This window comes from Pseudomonas sp. BMS12 (assembly GCF_001592875.1).
In the GTDB taxonomy this organism is placed as follows: domain Bacteria; phylum Pseudomonadota; class Gammaproteobacteria; order Pseudomonadales; family Pseudomonadaceae; genus Aquipseudomonas.
Window position 1 is genome coordinate 142,685 of record NZ_LSOF01000013.1, and the last position, 16,208, is coordinate 158,892.

Annotated in this window: 20 protein-coding genes; 10 read left to right on the plus strand and 10 right to left on the minus strand. The window is 66.8% G+C overall.

Annotation, left to right across the window (positions count from 1 at the left end):
- Positions 1–31: 31 nt before the first annotated feature.
- Genes AYB31_RS13105 through AYB31_RS13125 form a run of 5 tightly spaced genes read left to right on the plus strand, consistent with a single transcriptional unit; the run spans position 32 to position 6,145 of the window.
- Positions 32–2,863: a xanthine dehydrogenase family protein molybdopterin-binding subunit gene (locus AYB31_RS13105; protein WP_068829133.1), complete on the plus strand. Its 2,832-nt coding sequence runs from the start codon at positions 32–34 to the stop codon at positions 2,861–2,863.
- Complete coding sequence (locus AYB31_RS13110) at positions 2,856–3,395, plus strand: (2Fe-2S)-binding protein (protein ID WP_068829134.1); 540 nt, start codon at positions 2,856–2,858, stop codon at positions 3,393–3,395. Before AYB31_RS13105 ends, AYB31_RS13110 begins: the two co-directional genes overlap by 8 nt.
- A 4-nt stretch (positions 3,396–3,399) precedes the next feature.
- Positions 3,400–4,605, plus strand: coding sequence for a c-type cytochrome (locus tag AYB31_RS13115; RefSeq protein WP_068829135.1), 1,206 nt, complete (start codon positions 3,400–3,402; stop codon positions 4,603–4,605).
- The gene (locus AYB31_RS13120; protein ID WP_068829136.1) at positions 4,605–5,576 is read left to right on the plus strand and encodes an XdhC family protein; all 972 of its coding nucleotides are present in this window, start codon (positions 4,605–4,607) and stop codon (positions 5,574–5,576) included. Before AYB31_RS13115 ends, AYB31_RS13120 begins: the two co-directional genes overlap by 1 nt.
- Positions 5,573–6,145: a nucleotidyltransferase family protein gene (locus tag AYB31_RS13125; RefSeq protein WP_177332296.1), complete on the plus strand. Its 573-nt coding sequence runs from the start codon at positions 5,573–5,575 to the stop codon at positions 6,143–6,145. Before AYB31_RS13120 ends, AYB31_RS13125 begins: the two co-directional genes overlap by 4 nt.
- Here AYB31_RS13125 and AYB31_RS13130 read toward each other — a convergent pair.
- On the minus strand, positions 6,142–6,552 hold the full coding sequence (locus tag AYB31_RS13130; RefSeq protein WP_068829138.1) for a MerR family DNA-binding protein: 411 nt from the start codon (positions 6,550–6,552) through the stop codon (positions 6,142–6,144). The genes AYB31_RS13125 and AYB31_RS13130 overlap by 4 nt on opposite strands.
- 61 nt (positions 6,553–6,613) lie before the next feature.
- Here AYB31_RS13130 and AYB31_RS13135 point away from each other — a divergent pair, with 61 nt between their 5' ends.
- Both AYB31_RS13135 and AYB31_RS13140 read left to right on the plus strand, forming a co-directional pair.
- Positions 6,614–7,243: a cation transporter gene (locus AYB31_RS13135; protein ID WP_068829139.1), complete on the plus strand. Its 630-nt coding sequence runs from the start codon at positions 6,614–6,616 to the stop codon at positions 7,241–7,243.
- A complete protein-coding gene (locus AYB31_RS13140; RefSeq protein WP_068829140.1) occupies positions 7,233–7,568 on the plus strand; it encodes a DUF3703 domain-containing protein in 336 nt (111 codons plus the stop codon). The genes AYB31_RS13135 and AYB31_RS13140 overlap by 11 nt, the downstream gene beginning before the upstream one ends.
- Here the strand turns inward: AYB31_RS13140 and AYB31_RS13145 are convergent.
- Complete coding sequence (locus AYB31_RS13145; RefSeq protein ID WP_068829141.1) at positions 7,537–8,241, minus strand: glutathione S-transferase family protein; 705 nt, start codon at positions 8,239–8,241, stop codon at positions 7,537–7,539. The two genes, AYB31_RS13140 and AYB31_RS13145, sit on opposite strands and share 32 nt — an antisense overlap.
- A gap of 8 nt (positions 8,242–8,249) precedes the next feature.
- Positions 8,250–8,651 carry a DoxX family membrane protein gene (locus AYB31_RS13150; RefSeq protein WP_068829142.1) on the minus strand — a complete coding sequence of 134 codons (402 nt, stop codon included), beginning with the start codon at positions 8,649–8,651 and terminating at the stop codon, positions 8,250–8,252.
- Positions 8,652–8,748: 97 nt separating this feature from the next.
- Here AYB31_RS13150 and AYB31_RS13155 point away from each other — a divergent pair, with 97 nt between their 5' ends.
- Positions 8,749–9,621, plus strand: coding sequence for a LysR family transcriptional regulator (locus AYB31_RS13155; protein ID WP_068829143.1), 873 nt, complete (start codon positions 8,749–8,751; stop codon positions 9,619–9,621).
- Here AYB31_RS13155 and AYB31_RS21515 read toward each other — a convergent pair.
- The 4 genes from AYB31_RS21515 to AYB31_RS13170 all read right to left on the minus strand — a co-directional run bounded on the left by AYB31_RS21515 (position 9,618) and on the right by AYB31_RS13170 (position 13,450).
- Positions 9,618–9,740: a DUF2474 family protein gene (locus AYB31_RS21515; RefSeq protein ID WP_153020710.1), complete on the minus strand. Its 123-nt coding sequence runs from the start codon at positions 9,738–9,740 to the stop codon at positions 9,618–9,620. The genes AYB31_RS13155 and AYB31_RS21515 overlap by 4 nt on opposite strands.
- Complete coding sequence (cydB, locus tag AYB31_RS13160; protein ID WP_068829144.1) at positions 9,740–10,744, minus strand: cytochrome d ubiquinol oxidase subunit II; 1,005 nt, start codon at positions 10,742–10,744, stop codon at positions 9,740–9,742. The genes AYB31_RS21515 and cydB overlap by 1 nt, the downstream gene beginning before the upstream one ends.
- Entirely contained in the window at positions 10,741–12,168 is a 1,428-nt protein-coding gene (locus AYB31_RS13165; RefSeq protein WP_068829145.1) for a cytochrome ubiquinol oxidase subunit I, read from the minus strand. Before AYB31_RS13165 ends, cydB begins: the two co-directional genes overlap by 4 nt.
- A 157-nt stretch (positions 12,169–12,325) precedes the next feature.
- The gene (locus tag AYB31_RS13170; RefSeq protein ID WP_068829146.1) at positions 12,326–13,450 is read right to left on the minus strand and encodes a methyltransferase; all 1,125 of its coding nucleotides are present in this window, start codon (positions 13,448–13,450) and stop codon (positions 12,326–12,328) included.
- Between the two features lie 181 nt (positions 13,451–13,631).
- Here AYB31_RS13170 and AYB31_RS13175 point away from each other — a divergent pair, with 181 nt between their 5' ends.
- Positions 13,632–14,408, plus strand: a complete 777-nt coding sequence (locus tag AYB31_RS13175; RefSeq protein WP_068829252.1) for a ferredoxin--NADP reductase — start codon at positions 13,632–13,634, stop codon at positions 14,406–14,408.
- Positions 14,409–14,499: 91 nt separating this feature from the next.
- Here the strand turns inward: AYB31_RS13175 and mscL are convergent, their stop codons facing one another.
- Both mscL and AYB31_RS13185 read right to left on the minus strand, forming a co-directional pair.
- Positions 14,500–14,910: a large-conductance mechanosensitive channel protein MscL gene (mscL, locus tag AYB31_RS13180; protein ID WP_068829147.1), complete on the minus strand. Its 411-nt coding sequence runs from the start codon at positions 14,908–14,910 to the stop codon at positions 14,500–14,502.
- Positions 14,911–14,979: 69 nt separating this feature from the next.
- The gene (locus AYB31_RS13185; protein WP_068829148.1) at positions 14,980–15,234 is read right to left on the minus strand and encodes a YdcH family protein; all 255 of its coding nucleotides are present in this window, start codon (positions 15,232–15,234) and stop codon (positions 14,980–14,982) included.
- A 158-nt stretch (positions 15,235–15,392) separates the two neighbouring features.
- Here AYB31_RS13185 and AYB31_RS13190 point away from each other — a divergent pair, with 158 nt between their 5' ends.
- Positions 15,393–15,671: a YdcH family protein gene (locus tag AYB31_RS13190; protein ID WP_068829149.1), complete on the plus strand. Its 279-nt coding sequence runs from the start codon at positions 15,393–15,395 to the stop codon at positions 15,669–15,671.
- A 3-nt stretch (positions 15,672–15,674) separates the two neighbouring features.
- Here AYB31_RS13190 and AYB31_RS13195 read toward each other — a convergent pair whose 3' ends face one another.
- On the minus strand, positions 15,675–16,166 hold the full coding sequence (locus AYB31_RS13195; RefSeq protein WP_068829150.1) for a GNAT family N-acetyltransferase: 492 nt from the start codon (positions 16,164–16,166) through the stop codon (positions 15,675–15,677).
- Between the last annotated feature and the right edge of the window lie 42 nt (positions 16,167–16,208).

Sequence of the window (16,208 nt, forward strand, 5' to 3'; positions counted from 1 at the left end):
AGCGCCTCAGCTTCGCTTCAAGGGAAATCACATGCTCAACAGTGATCTGTCTCGCCGCGCCTTCCTGCAGCGCAGCGTCATCGCCGGCATCGGAATCACCCTCGCACCACTGGGCAGTCGTGCCTTCGCGGCATTGTTCGAGGAGCGGGTCACCGCCAATCCCAAGCCCTGGTACGGCAACGCCGCCCAGGCCAAGGGCCGCATCGACGGCACGTCCAAGGCCTGTGGCGACAAGGTGTTCGCCCGCGATATCCGCGCCAAGGACATGCCCGGCTGGCCGCAGCAGCAGGGCCATGCGCTGTTGCTCAAGACCACGCGTGTGGACCATCTCTATGCGGGTATCGATCTGTCGATGCTGGACGGCGACCTGCAGCCGGATCGCGTGGTGACCGCCGAGGACCTGGCCCGCGATGGCATCGCCTGGCCCGAGTCGCACGGTCCCGACCCGCTGTTGCCGGCCGGCAAGGTGCCGATGTTCATCGGCCACCCGGTGGCGCTGCTGATCTGGAGCGACTTCGAGCGCTATCGCCAGGCCAAGAACCGTCTCAAGTTCAATGACAAGGTGGTCCGCTACGGGGCCAAGACCGAGCCCTACACCACCGACCCCTACGGCAGTTTCCGCTTCGTGCGCGTGGCCGATCAGGATCCCTTCGCCCCGGACCTGTTCTCCAGCCTCAAGGACGGCATGCTCTTCCCGATGATCCGCGAGCGCCGGCCGACCTGGCCGCAGGGCGCCAAACTCGGTGGTGACCTGACCCAGGAAGGCCTGTACTACGCCGAGCGCATGCAGCAGCAACTGCAGAGCCCGCCCGAGGATTGGCTGGTGTTCGACGAGCGCTACACCACCCAGTCGATCGAGCCGGCGGCGCTGGAGGCCGATAACGGCAACGGCTGGTTCGATGCGGCAACCGGCACCTTGCATTTCGTGGTCGCCACCCAGTGCCCGTTCGAGGTCGCCGAGCAGTGCGCGCATATGCTGGCGCCCTCGCGCTTCGGCGTTAAGCAGCTGAACATGCACCCCGGCTACACCGTCGGCTATGGCTCCAAGGACAACAACATCTTCGTGTTCTATGCCGCCCTGGCCGCGATCTATGGCGACGGCGTGCCGGTGCGCCTGGCCAACGACCGCTACGAGCAGTTCCAGAGCGGGCTCAAGCGCCACCCGTTCGACATGCACTACCAGCTGGCTGTCGATCGGCAGAGCCAGCAGTTCCGCATCTTCCGCGCGCACATGGACGCCAACGGCGGCGGGCGGATCAACTACAGCGCTTCGGTGGCGGCGGTCGGCGCCACCGCCGCGCAGTCGATCTATTACCTGCCGCAGAGCGACCTGGCCGCCACCGCCTACCACTCGGCCAGCGTCGAGGCCGGCTCCATGCGTGGCTACGGCACCCTGCAGACCATGGCCGCCACCGAGATGATGGTGGACGAAGTGGCCGAACGCCTGGGTGTCGACGCCATCGCCCTGCGCCTGAAGAACGTCATGCAGTCCGGCATGAAGAACACTCAGGGAGCGATTCCGGCCGGAGCCCTGCGCCTCGACGAGATCCTGCACAAGGCCGCCGAGCACCCGCTGTGGAAGGAGCGGGCCGCGCGCAAGGCGCGCTTCGACGCGGAGGACCCGGATCACCTCTATGGTGTCGGCTTCGCCATCTGCCAGAAGGACTTCGGCACCGGCGCCGAAGCGCCCATGGCCAGCCTCGAATTCGACGCCGAAGGGCGGATTTCCCTGCGCCAGATCGCCATCGACATGGGTACCGGCATGGCCACCTCGCAGGCATTGCTGGTGGCCGACTGGCTCGGCGTGCCGGCCGACGAGATCAAGACCGGCGTCACCGAGTGGGCGGAGCTGGCGCTGACCACCAGCGGCAACCCCTACATCGTCAGCCAGGCCGAGCAGGACGCCGCGCTGCGCGACCCGCGCTGGGTGGCGCGCATCGCCTCGCCATCCTCGGCCACCAACTCGGCCTACTACAGCGGCCATGCCACCCGCGAGGCCGGGCGCCTGCTGTTCAACCACGGCCTGTGGCCGGCGGCGCTGCACCTGTGGAGCCAGGGCGTCCAGGGCGGGCTGGCCAACCCCTATGTGGTGCGCCGCGAGAACGCCCACTGGGTCGAGGGCAAGCTCACCGCCGACGGCCTGCCGCCGATTGCCTTCGCCGTGCTGGCGAAGAAGGCCCACGAGCTGGGCCTGGTCACCGGGGTCAGCGTGCATGGCTTCAACCGCTGGAGCTGGGCCGAGGCCGAGTTCGACATCGACGGCAGCCGCGAGCGTGTGCCGCTCGATGGCCTGGCGGTGAAGTACGGCGTCGGTGCCGACGCGGCGAAGCAGGCGCGCATGAGCAGCCACGGCTTCCACCTGCTCGACCGGGTCAGCGTGAAATACCCGGACACCCAGCTGAACAACGCCATGGTCACCTACTACAGCCCGGTGGCCACCCTGGTCGAGGTCAAGGTCAACAAGGGCAGCGGCGAGGCGCGGGTACTCAATCACCACTCCTGGCTTGAGTGCGGCCGCACCATCGTCCCCGAACTGGTGCTTGGGCAGCTCGAAGGCGGCATCGCCATGGGTATCGGCCACGCCCTGCTGGAGGAGCTGCCGCTGTATGAGGGCGGCCCGGGTGAGGGCACCTGGAACTTCAACCGCTACGTGCTACCGCGCGCCAAGGACGTCGCGGTGTGGGCGCAGACTGCCGAGATCCTGCCGCCGCTGTCGCCGAGCGACCCACCCAAGGGCATTGCCGAAGTGACGATGATCCCCGTGGTCGGCGCCGTGGTGAACGCCGTGGCTCACGCCACCGGCAAGCGCCTGCGCGACCTGCCCCTGACTCCGGCCCGCATCAAGGAGGCCCTGCATGGCTAAGCACCTAATGAGCCTGATCCTCAACGGTCAGGCGGTCGGCCCCATCGAGGTCGCCGACGACCTGATGATGATCGACTTTCTCCACGAGTACATGAACCTGACCGGCTCACGCCTGGGCTGCGGTCAGGGCATCTGCCATGCTTGTGTGGCGATCCTCGACCATGCCGATGGCACCAGCGAGGAGATCCGCACCTGCATCACCGGCGCGCACTTCTTCAATGGCAAGCGCGTGCGTACCGTGGAAAGCCACGCCAAGCGCGATGACGCCGGCGCGGTGGTGGAGCTGAACCCGGTGCAGCAGGCCTTCGTCGACCAGTTCGCCTTCCAGTGCAGCTACTGCACCCCCGGCTACGTCAACGCCGCCACCGTGCTGGTGGAGAAGCTGCAGCGCCAGCCGGTACGGCGCAGCGAGCTGGAGCAGGAGATCGAGTCGGCGCTGGGCAAGCACATCTGCCGCTGTACCGGCTATGTGCGCTACTACAAGGCTGCCCGAGACGTGGTCGAAACCCTCGGACTGGTCAAGGAAGGTTGAGCCCATGCGCATCCTGCTGATGGCGGCCCTGGCGCTGCCGCTCCTGGCCCAGGCGGCCGACGAGCAACTGATCGAGCGTGGCCGCTACCTGGCGCATGCCGCCGATTGCGTGGCCTGCCACACCGCCGAAGGTGGCGCCGCCTATGCCGGCGGCCTGCCGCTGGCCTCGCCCTACGGCATCATCTACGGCACCAACATCACCCCGGACAAGACCCACGGTATCGGCCACTACAGTGCCGACGACCTGTACCGGGTGCTGACCGAGGGCGAGCGTCCCGACGGGGTGAAGCTGTATCCGGCGATGCCCTATACCTCCTATCACCTGATCCGCCGCGAAGACTCCGACGCCATCTACGCCTACCTGATGAGCCTGGCGCCGGTGGCCAAGCCCAATCCGCAGACCGAGCTGGCGTTTCCCTACAACCTGCGCTTCAGCCTGAGTTTCTGGAACCTGTTGTACAAGAACCGCGTGCAGCTGCAGTCGACCGAAGGCCGCAGCGAGGCCTGGCAGCGTGGCCAGTACCTGGTCGAGGTGCTCGGCCACTGCGGCGAGTGCCACACGCCGCGCAACTCGCTGGGGGCGCTGGAGCAGGAGCAGCGCCTGCAGGGCGGCGTGCTCGGCGGCTACCAGGCGCCCAGCCTGCTGGCTGAGGACCTGGCCGCGCGCGGTTGGAACACCGATGACCTGGCGCGCTTCCTCCAGCACGGCATCAGTGCCCAGGGCTCGATGTTCAACGAGATGTTCCCGGTACTGCACCACAGCACCCAGTACCTGCCCGAAGACGACCACCAGGCCATGGCCACCTACCTGCTCGGTGATCAGCCGCCTGCGCCGCGACAGATCGAGGAGCGGGCGCTAGATCAGCTCAGCGCGAGCGCCCAGCAAGGCCGCCAGCACTACCTGAACGTCTGCGCCGGCTGCCATGGTGCGCAAGGCGAGGGCGTGCCACACGTGGCAGTGGCGATGAACGGCAATACCACGCTGCGTCTGCAGGAACCGCGCAACCTGCTGCGGGTGATCGACGATGGCATCCGCGAGCAGCAGTTCACCGGTTTCGAGCGTATGCAGCCGATGCCGGGCTTCCATGCCGCGCTCGACGACGCCGAGCTGACCGACCTGCTCAACTACCTGCGTCAGACCTGGGGTGGCCTTGATGGCGACCTGAGCCCTGCTGCCGTCAGTACGCTGCGCGGCGAGACGGGGCACTGATGCAACAGCTCGACCAACAGGTTGTCGCCCGCGCCCTGCAATGGGCGGCAGCCGGCGAACGGGTATGGCTGTGCACGGTGCTGGCCACCTACGGCTCGGCGCCGCGCTCGCCCGGGGCTTTGTTGGCGGCCAACGGTGCCGGTCAGTGGGTCGGCTCGCTGTCTGGCGGTTGCGTCGAAGAGGCCTTTCTCGAACGCCTGGCCGCCGGCGCCTTCGCTGCCCCCGCCAGTCTGGTGCGCTATGGCGATGGCGGCGAGGCCAGTGGCGACATTCGTCTGCCCTGTGGCGGTGTGCTGGACGTGCTGGTGGAGAACCTCGCGCCGGACTGCGACAACCAGGCCTATCTGCGCGAGATGGCCAGTGCCCTGGACGGTCAGCGCCGGCTGCTGCGCGAGATCTCGCTGAGCGGCGCACCGCGCCGGCTGCGTGATGATCATGCGCAGGGGCCGCGCATCGAGCGCCAGGGGCAGAGCTTGCGGATCCGCATGGGGGCCGCCCAGCGCCTGTTGCTGGCCGGCTACTCCAGCGTCGCCCAGTGTTGTGCCGAGTTTGCCCTGGCGCTGGGTTTCGAGGTGCTGCTGTGCGACCCGCGCGACGAGGTACTTGAAGGCGTCGAGCTGCCCGGCGTGGACGTACGCCGCGAGCTGCCCTCCGAAGTGATTCGTGCCGGCGTTTGTCACGCCGACACGGCCGTGGTGGCCTTGACTCACGACCCGCGTATCGACGATCTGGCGATGATCGAGGCGGTGCGTACGGATGCCTTCTATATCGGCGTGATGGGGTCCCGGGTCACCAGCGCCAAGCGTATGGAGCGCCTGCATCGGGTTGGTGGGCTGGATGACGCGCAGCTGGCGCGGATCACGGCGCCGATCGGTCTCAACCTGGGCAGTCGCACCCCGGCGGAAATTGCCCTGGCGGTGCTGGCCGACATCCTGCGGGTGCGCAACGGCATCCCCCGCGAGCACCTGTGACGGTTGTCGCCCTAATGCTGGCCGCCGGCGCCAGTCTTCGCTTCGGCAGCGACAAGCGCGTGGCGCGCCTGGCCGATGGCCGTGGCCTGCTGGCCGCCAGCGTGGCGCGGGCGCAGGCGCAGTTCGGCGAGGTCTGGCTGGTGCTGCGCGAGGAGGATGACCCGCAGGCGTTCGACCTGCCTCCCGGTGTGCATGTGTTGCACTGTGCCGAGTCTGCCGCGGGCATGGGGCACAGCCTGGCGGCTGGCATGCGGGCCTTGCGCGAGGTGCCCGGCGAGGCCGTGGCGGTCTTGCTCGGCGATATGCCCTGGGTGGCGCCGGCCAGCCTGCAGGCCCTGCGTGCGGAGGCCGCAGCCGAGCGCATCGTGTTTCCGCTGTACCGTGGCGAACGTGGCCATCCGGTGCTGTTCGGGCGGCAGTTCTGGAGCGAGCTGGAGTCGCTGCAGGGCGACCAGGGCGCGCGCGCAGTGCTGGCCGCGCATCCACAGGCCTGTATTGGCGTGGCGCTGGACGACCCCGGCGTGCTGCGCGATGTCGACGAGCCCGCGGCGCTCATCGAGCAGTCCTAGAGGCAGCACTCGCGGCTATCCAGTGCCTCCAGCAGGCGGCAGTGCTCGGCGTGTTCGCTGTGACAGTCGGCCAGCTTGCCCAGCTCGGCGCGCATGTTCTGCAGGTCACGGATGCGCGCATCTATGCTGTCCAGGTGCTCGCGCACCATCTGGTCGGCACTGGCACAGGGTTGTTCGGGGTGAGCGGCGAGCTCCAGCAGGTTGCGGATTTCCTCCAGGCTGAAGCCCAGCTCGCGGCCGCGTCGGATAAAGCGCAGCCGCCGGACGTCCTGCTCCTGGTAATGGCGATAGCCGGACGGACTGCGCTGTGGCTCGGGCAGCAGGCCGCTGCGCTCGTAGAAGCGCACGGTCTCGAGGTTGACGCCGCTCTCGCGGGCGAGCAGGCCGATGGTGATGGGTTTGCTCATGTTGACTCCGTAGTTGCTACAGGGTTTAGCCTAGTCTGCACCTGAACCAAGGAGATGCCAAATGGGTGCTCACTGCTGCAACCACGACAACGGACCCGCACAGAACGACGGGCGTTACCGGCGCATCCTGTGGATCGCGCTGCTGGTCAACCTGGCAATGTTCGCCGTGGAGATCGGTGCCGGCCTCAAGGCGGGCTCGGTCTCGCTGCTGGCCGACTCGCTGGATTTTCTCGGCGACTCCGCCAACTACGCGATCAGCCTCTGGGTGCTGGGCATGAGCCTGGCCCTGCGGGCGCGTGCGGCGCAGTTCAAGGCGGCGAGCATGCTGTTGTTCGGCCTCGGCGTGCTGGGCGCGGCGCTGTGGCACTGGTGGCAGGGCGAAGTACCGAGTGCGCCGACCATGGGCGTAGTGGGTACGCTGGCGCTCCTGGCCAACCTAGGCGTGGCGGTACTGCTGTATGCCTACCGCGAGGGTGACAGCAACATGCGCAGCGTCTGGCTCTGTACCCGCAACGACGCCCTCGGCAACCTCGCCGTGCTGGCCGCCGCGCTGGGCGTGTTCGGTACGGGCAGCGCCTGGCCGGACCTGATTGTCGCCGGCATCATGGCTGCCCTGGCGATCAGCTCGGCGGTGCAGGTGCTGCGTCACGCCGATGGCGAGCTGAAGAGCGAGCACGGCCATGCGCACTGAGCTGGCAGTGGCCCTGGACCAGGCCTTCGCCGAGGCCGAGGCGGCGCTGCAGCGTGGCGATGCGCCGGGGGCGTTGGTCTGGTTGGAGCGTGCGCATATCCTCGGTCAGCGTCTGCCGCTGCGCCATGCGCGCTCGCACTGGTTGATGCTGCGCGCCGGCTGGATGGCCGGCGACTGGCGTGAGGTGGCCGGGCAGGTGCCGCGAATCCTCGCCGCGCTGCTGTTCTCGCGCCTCTGGGTGCCGCTGGGCAACAGCGGGCGGGCGCGGGTCAGCGCGTTCCGCCCGATGCCGATCAGCGAGGAGCTGCGGCGCCTGCTGGGCTGAGTGGCGTGTGCAATGCCCGCAGCCGAGTACCCAGATGGCTCCCCGGCAGCGCCTCGATGAAGTCGCGCAGGCGCAGCGGGTAATCGGGCGCCACCGCGCTGCTGACGCTGCGTCGCTGCAGCAGGGCCTGGCGCCAGGCGTGCAGGCGAACCAGTCGCGCCGGCAGGCGAGACTCCACCAGCAGGTCGAAGACCTCCCAGTAGCGCAGCACCGAGGCGAACAGAGCATCGACCAGGTGGAAGGTGTTACCGCTGAAGAAGGGCCCTTCGCCGAGCGCCTGCTCCAGGGTTTCGAGGCGCTGCTGCACGCGCTGCCAGGCCTCGTCGAAGCCTTCCGGAGTGGCCCGGTAGAGCACGGCGATATCGCTCAGCAGGGTGGAGGCGAACTCCATCCAGGCGCGGTGCTGGGCCCGCTGCAACGGCTGCTGCGGGTGCAGCTTCGGCTCGGCGATTTCTTCCAGATACTCGACGATGGGCGCGGACTCGAACAGCGTCTGCCCGTCGATCTGCAGCAGAGGCACCTTGCCCAGCGGCGACAGGCGCAGGAACCAGTCCGGCTTGTTGGCGAGGTCGATGTCGCTACGGGTGAAGGCGATGCCCTTTTCCGCCATGACGATGGCGGCCCGTTGCACGTAGGGGCAGAGTGGGTGGCTGACCAGCTGCGCAGTGATCATGGCGGCGCTCACCGATGCAGGGCCAGGCGACCGTCGCCCAGCAGGACATGCGCCAGCGAGGCGCCGGCCAGAAACAGCGGATATTCCCAACCGCCACCGGCATTGCTGAACACCCAGCCGTTGGCTGCATGCACCCAGACTGCCCCGAACAGGATCGGCAACAGGACGAGGGACACCCAGCGGCCATGCAGGCCCAGCAGGATCAGTAGCCCGCCCAGCGTCTCGGCCAGGATCAGGGGCCAGGCCAGGGCTCCGGGGAGGCCGGTCTCCTCTAGCCAGGCGCTCAGGCCGGGTGCGCCGTAGGTCAGCAGTTTGAGCAGCAGCCCGTGGCTGAGCCACATGCCTGCCAGGCCTGCGCGCAGGAGCAACAGGCCGAGGTCGGGGCGAGCGGAGAGGGTGAGCGTGGTCATGGCGACTCCCGAGAGGGTGGTGGGTGGCCAGTCTGCGCTTTGCATGGATGCCTGAAAATTTGCAATATCCGCATTTCCTTTATGCGGAAATGCAAAGATGGACTGGAGTGATCTGCAGTTTTTCCTGGCGGTTGCCCGGCATGGCTCGCTCAGCGCCGCCGCCCGTCACCTCGGGGTCAACCACAGCACCGTGCTGCGTCGGCTGCAGCACTTCGAACAGGGGCTGGGCGTCGCCGTATTTCAACGGCAGTCCGGGGGCTATGTGCTGACCCCGGCCGGGGACGAGCTGGTGGCACGGCTGGGCGGCCTGGACGAGCAGATCGGTAGCGCCGAGCGCCAGGTGCGCGGGTTGGAACAGCAGATTCGCGGCAGCATCCGCCTGACTTCCACCGACACCCTGTTCGCTAGCCTGCTCACGCCGCTGCTAGCCGAGTTCCAGCGTCTGCACCCGGCTGTCAGCCTGCAGCTGGTCAGCCGCAACGACTTCCTGCGTCTGACGCCCCGGGAGGCGGATATGGCGGTGCGTGGTACCCATCAGCCGCCCGAACATTTGCTGGGGCGCAGTGCCGGGCGCATGCAGACTGCGCTCTACGGCTCGCGCGAGTACCTGGCCCGCATGGGCGAACGGCCCTTGAGAGAACACCTGTGGGTCGGCCTCGACGAGTCGCTGGCGCACCTGAAACAGGCGGCCTGGATGGCCGAGCAGGTACCCGTCGAGCGGATAGTGACGCGCAGCGACAGTCTGGTCGGCATGCTGCAGTGTGTGCGCCAGGGCATGGGCTTGGGGCTGCTGCTCTGTCCGCTGGCCGAGGGCTGCGCGGAGCTGGTTCGGCTGGAGGAGCCCAGGCCCGAGCTGGATACGCCGATCTGGATTCTCACCCACCCGGATTTGCGGCGGGTGGGGCGCATCCGCGCCCTGTCCGACTTCCTCTATGAGCGCCTGCGCGAGGACCCGCGCCTGGCCCACTAGGCCAGGCCCATGCCCCACTTGATGGCGTAGGCGAGGATGCCCACCGCCAGCACGCCACCCAGCCACAGGGCGGCGAACCAGGCCAGGCGCTGGGCCAGCGGTGGCTTGTGCTCGTTCATCAGTGGTAACCCTCGCCGACCTTCACCTTGCCGCGGAACACGTAATAGCTGTAGGCGGTGTAGATGAGGATGATCGGCACCATGATCACCACCCCGACCAGGGCGAAGGCCTGGCTGCTGTGCGGTGCCGAGGCCTCCCAGATACTCACCGACGGCGGGATGATGTTCGGCCACAGGCTGATGGCCAGGCCGGTGTAGGCCAGGGCGATCAGCGCCAGGGTCAGCACGAAGGGCTGCCAGTCGATCTTCAGGTGCACGGCGCGGACGATACCGAGCACGGTCACCGCCACCAGCGTCGGCACCGGCATGAAGTAGAACAGGTTGGGCAGGGTGAACCAGCGCTCGGCGATGGCCGCGTGGCTCAGCGGCGTCCAGATGCTCACCGCGCTGATGAACAGCAGCAGCAGGCAGGTCAGCGGCAGCATCAGGCGGTACATCTTGCGGCGCAGCTCGCCCTCGGTTTTCAGCAGCAGCCAGGCGCAGCCGAGCATGGCATAGCCGACGACCAGGCCGGCTCCGCAGAACAGCGGGAAGGGCGCCAGCCAGTCGAAGGCGCCCCCGGCGAACTGGCGGTTTTCCACTTTGATGCCTTCGATGAAGGCCCCCAGCACCACGCCCTGGGCAAAGGTGGCGAGCACCGAGCCGCCGATGAAGGCGGCGTCCCAGACGTAGCGGGTGCGTTTGGCCTTGAAGCGGAACTCGAAGGCCACGCCGCGGAAGATCAGCGCGATCAGCATGATCACCAGTGGCAGGTACAGCGCGCTGAGCACCACCGAGTAGGCCAGCGGGAAGGCGGCGAACAGCCCGGCGCCGCCCAGTACCAGCCAGGTCTCGTTACCGTCCCAGATCGGCGCGACGGTGTTCATCATGGCGTCGCGTTCGTCCTTGTCGCGGAAGAAGGGGTAGAGGATGCCGATGCCCAGATCGAAGCCATCCATCACCACGTACATGAAGATGCCGAACGCGATCACCCCGGCCCAGATCAGTGGCAGGTCGATGCTCATGGGCGTTGCTCCTGTTCGTCTTCGACACTTTCGGCGGAGGCCGACAGCGGGCGCGCCGGGGTGCGGCTGTGGCCGGGACCGCCCTGCTCGGCGAGTTCGGCGCTGATCAGGCCGAGTACCGGGCCCTTGCGCATCATGCGCAGCAGGTAGGTGATGCCGACGCCGAACACGGCGAAGTAGACCACCACGAAGATCGCCAGCGAGGTGCCCATCTGCCCGGCGCTGTGGTTGGACACGGCATCCGAGGTGCGCAGCAGGCCGTACACCACCCAGGGCTGGCGACCGACTTCGGTGGTCACCCAGCCGGCCAGCAGGGCGATGATCCCGCTCGGCCCCATCAGCAGCATCAGGCGCTGGAAGCCCTTGGCCTCGTAGACCTTGCCGCCGCGGCGCAGCCACAGACCGAGTACGCCACAGAGGATCATCAGCAGCCCCAGGCCGACCATCACGCGGAAACTCCAGAACACGATCAGCGCGTTGGGCCGATCCTCTGGTGCCCACTCCTTGAGCCCCTTGATCTCGCCGTCGAGGTCATGGGTGAGGATCAGGCTGGCCAGGCGCGGTATGCCGATGGCGTATTTGGTCGTTTCCGCCTGCATGTCGGGAATGCCGAACAGCAGCAGCGGCACGCCTTTCTCGGTGTCCCAGTGGCCTTCCATCGCCGCCACCTTGGCCGGCTGGTATTCGAGGGTGTTGAGGCCGTGGGCATCGCCGATGAAGGCCTGGATCGGCGCCACCAGCAGTGCCATCCACAGGGCCATGGAGAACATCATGCGGGTGGCCTCGTCACGCTTGCCCTTGAGCAGGTGCCAGGCGGCGGTGCCGCCGACCACGAAGGCGGTGCTGAGGAAGGCCGCCACCGCCATGTGTGCCAGGCGGTAGGGGAAGGACGGGTTGAACACGATGTCCCACCAGGACTCCGGGGTGAACACTCCGTCGACCAGGCTGAAGCCTTGCGGAGTGTGCATCCAGCTGTTGGAAGAGAGAATCCAGAAGGTCGAGATCAGCGTGCCGATGGCCACCATCAGGGTGGCGAAGAAGTGCAGGCCGCGGCCGACCTTGTTCAGGCCGAACAGCATGATCCCCAGGAAGCCGGCCTCGAGGAAGAAGGCGGTCAGCACCTCGTAGGTCAGCAGCGGCCCCATGATGCTGCCGGCCGCCGTGGACAGCTGGCTCCAGTTGGTGCCGAACTGGTAGCTCATCACCACCCCGGAGACCACGCCCATGCCGAAGGTCACGGCGAAGATCTGCAGCCAGAAGCGGTACAGGTCGTAGTAGACCTCGCGCTTGGTCTTCAGCCACAGGCCTTCGAGCACGGCCAGGTAACTGGCCAGGCCGATGCTGATGGCCGGGAAGATGATGTGGAATGAGACGGTGAAGGCGAACTGCAGGCGCGCCAGTTCCAATGCGTCGAGGCCGAACATGGATGCTCGCTCCATAAATTGATCTGGATCAATCATCCGCCACCTTAGACCACGGGCGTAGCCGGCGGATTGTCGCATTGGGCAAATTGCCGCAGTGTCTCCGCGCTGGGCGGTGCAGGGCTACATCCTGTCCGCAGGGCGACCTCCGGCCATCGGGTTACTTGCTGGCCTTGAGCACCACGAACTTGGGGTTGGCGGCGATCTGCTCCACGCCGCGGAACAGTCGCGCCAGCTTGGCGTGGTAGCCAAGGTGGCGGTTACCGACTATCCACAGCTCACCGCCGGTGACCAGCGCGGCGCGGGCCTGCTGGAACATGCGCCAGGCGAGGAAGTCGCCGACCACCTGCTGCTGGTGGAAGGGCGGGTTGCACAGCACCAGGTCCAGCGAGTCCGGCTCCTGGCCGGCCAGGCCATCGGCGGCGCGGAAGATCGCCGGGCGCGCGCCAAGTGCCGCGTGCCAGTTTTCCTCGGCCGACTGCACGGCCATGTAGGACTCGTCGACCAGGGTCAGCTCGGCCTCGGGGTTGCCCAGGGCGAAGGCGATGGCCAGCACGCCATTGCCGCAGCCGAGGTCGGCCACGCGTTGCGGCGCCAGGCTTTTCGGTAGATGCGGGAGGAAGGCGCGGGTGCCGATATCCAGGCCCTCGCGGCAGAACACGTTGGCGTGGTTGCGCAGTTCGATGGACGGTTTATCCAGCCGATAACGCGTGGGGTAGGGTGACACGGGCGCCGGCTTGCTCGTGGGCGTGGCCGTGAGCAGGCGCGCCTTCTTCACCGCCAGCGAGGCCTGCAGCGGGCCGATGTACTGTTCCAGCAGCTCGCCAGCGGCGCGGGGCAGGTGCTTGATCATGGCGCCGGCGATCACCTGGGCACCCGGCGCCAACTGGCCGTGCAGGCGGATCAGCTGTTCTTCCAGCAGGGCCAGGGTCTTGGGTACGCGGATCAGCACCAGGTCGAAGGGACCTTCCACGCTTTCACTGGCCGGGATGAAACCCACGCTGTCTGCGGCCAGGCTGTTGCGCACCAGGTTTTTCTGCAGCGCCAGATGTCCCAGGTGCGAGTCGCCACTGCTGGTCACCCGGCAATGCGCCGCCAGCGAGCAGGCCAGGGCACCGAAACCGTCGTTGAGCAGCAGCACCCGGCTACCCGGCTGCAGGCCCAGTTCGTGGGTGCGTGCGAGCAGGTACTCGTCGGCGGCGTCGAAGGCCTGCAGCGGCTCGTTGGCCATCTCGGGCTGGCGGATCAGGTCGAGCTGGGCGAAGGGCGTGTCGAGAATAGGCATGGAAACCGTCGGTGTTTGTGGGCGGCGCTTTGCGCGAGACTGCAACAGCTGGGCATTTGTGTGGGAGCGGCTGGGCGGCAATCCGCTTTAGCCGCGATGAAAGCCCTATGGCAGCTTCGCGGCTAAAGCCGCTCCCACTTGAGCGTTCTGGTCAGCAGTGGTTATGAGCAAGGGGGAAAGTATGACCGCCAGCGAAGAGAAGTTCACCCGCCAGCGCCTTAGCGAGGTCCGCGTCTGGTCGCCGACCCTGTTCAGCCTGCGCTGTTCGCGCGACCCCGGCTTTCGCTTCCGTGCCGGGCAGTTCGTCCGCCTGGGGGTGCGCAAGGCCGATGGCAAGGTGGTCTGGCGTGCCTATTCGCTGGTGTCGGCACCGCACGATGACTATCTGGAGTTCTTCTCCATTGTCGTGCCAGGCGGTGAATTTACCTCCGAACTCAGTCGCCTCAAGGCTGGCGATGAGCTGCTGGTGGAAAAGATGGTGACCGGGTTTCTCACTCTCGATCGTTTCCCCGATGGTCGTGATCTGTGGCTGATTGGCACCGGCACCGGGTTGGCGCCGTTCCTGTCGATCCTGCAGGATCTGGAGGCCTGGCAGCGTTTCGAGCGCATCGTGCTGGTGTACAGCGCCCGCGACCGTGGCGAGCTGGCCTACCAGGACCTGATTGCCGAGCTGCCGCAGCGTGAGTGGCTGGAAGGCGCCGGGGACAAGTTGACCTATGTGCCCGTGGTGACCCGCGAGCAGGTGCCCGGCGCGCTCAACGCACGGGTTACCACGCTGATCGCCAGCGGCGAGCTGGAGCACGCCGCCGGCCTGGCACTGAGCCCGCAGCATTCGCGGGTGATGCTCTGCGGCAATCCGCAGATGATCGAGGACACCCGCGCCGTGCTGAAAGCCCGCGACATGCAGCTGTCGCTCAGTCGCCGGCCCGGTGCGGTGGCGGTGGAGAACTACTGGTAGGTTGATTGAGGGGCGTGGGAGCGGCTTTAGCCGCGAACAGACATCGCGCAGACCCCTGAATGACAACGGCGCCCTTGGGCGCCGTTACCTTTTACTGCTTCTGTTGCGACTTGAGCAGGTCGCGAATCTCGCTGAGCAGTTCCTGATCCTTGGTCGGTGCAGGCGGTGCGGCCGGCGCAGCTTCTTCCTCGCGCTTGAGGCGGTTGATCACCTTGATCCCCATGAAGATGGCGAAGGCGACGATGAGGAAGTCGAGCAGGGTCTGCAGGAACTTGCCGTAGCTCAGCATCACTGCGGGAATGTCGCCCTCGGCGGCCTTGAGGGTGATGGCCAGGTCGGAGAAGTCGACCCCGCCGATCAGCAGGCCGATCGGTGGCATGACCACGTCGCCGACGAAAGAACTGACGATCTTGCCGAACGCGGCGCCGATGATGATACCGACGGCCATGTCGACCACGTTGCCCTTGACTGCGAAGGCTTTGAATTCGCTGAGGATGCTCATGTTTCACTCCCTGGTTTCTGGTTATGCGCTGCAGTGTAAACCAGCCAGGGAGGCCTGCCACGGTCGGCTTCAGCCACCGGCGCCGTTGGCTTTGCTCAGGCGTTCGGCGATCTGGTCCTTGAGTATCACCCGCTCATTCTTCAGGGCTTGCAGGGCCAGGTCATCGAGAGACTGGCGGCCGTCCTCCACTTCGTAGATGCGTTTATCCAGCGTTTCGTAGTGCAGGGCCATTTGCGCGAAGTGCGGGTCACTGGCATGCAGGGCCTGCATCTGTTGGCGGAACTCGGGAAACTCACGGACGAGGGGATGATGTTCGAGCGGCATGGTGGGGACTCCCGATAGTACTGGCTTGTTTCAGCCTAGCTCAGTGCTTGGTGTCGGCGTTGCTCAGGTGGCGGACGGTCGTACTGGCTTGATCCCGATCAATGAGGCCGATGCGGCGGAGGGCTAGGGTGAGCGCATGCCCATTCAGGAGTAGTGCCATGCATGTCGATCATCATCCCCTCGTCCGCGACTTCCCGGAATTGCGTGCCCAGCTGCAGCAGTTGCGCCAGGGCGACGAGCACTTCGCCCGCCTGGCCGAGGAGTACGAGGCGCTGGACAAGCGCATCTGCCGGGTCGAGGACGGTATCGAGACGCTCGACACTGCCGCGCTCGGTCAGTTGAAGCAGACACGTGTCGGTCTCAAGGACGATCTGGCTCGCCAGCTCAAGCGTGCCGCCGGGCAGTGCTGTGGCTGCGGCAACGGCTGCAAGGGCTGAGCCTCAGTGCAGCGGCGGGTTGATCAGGTAGCTGAGTAGCTCGGCATCATCGTCCGGCCAGATCTGCCGCGTACCCAGCGGCACCTCGACGAGCATCTGCCGGCAGAAGGCTGCGGCCAGCTCGTCCTGGCCATAGAAACGCAACAGCCAGGTGCCGCCGCTGCCCAGTACCTGTTGTACCAGCGCGCGGCCGATGCCCTGACGGCGGTATCTCTTCAGGATGAACAGGTCGGCCAGCTCCAGAGCGTCGATGCCGGGCAGCTCGCTGCGTTCGATCAGCAGGAAGCCGGCGATGAAGCCATCGACCAGGATCAGCTGCGCGCTCCAGCCTTCGTCCTGCCAGTAACGCTGCAGATGGGGCTGGTGGATGTAGAAGCGACCATCCGTTTCCACGTCCTCCTGCTCCCAGTCCGACGACTCGTAGGCGTAGTACTGGTAGAGGTTGGCGATCAGCGGCAGCTGCTCGGGCGTGGTGGGGATCAGTTCGATCTGCATGATGGGGCGACTCGTGGCGTGGCGTGGCGCTATTATCGCCGC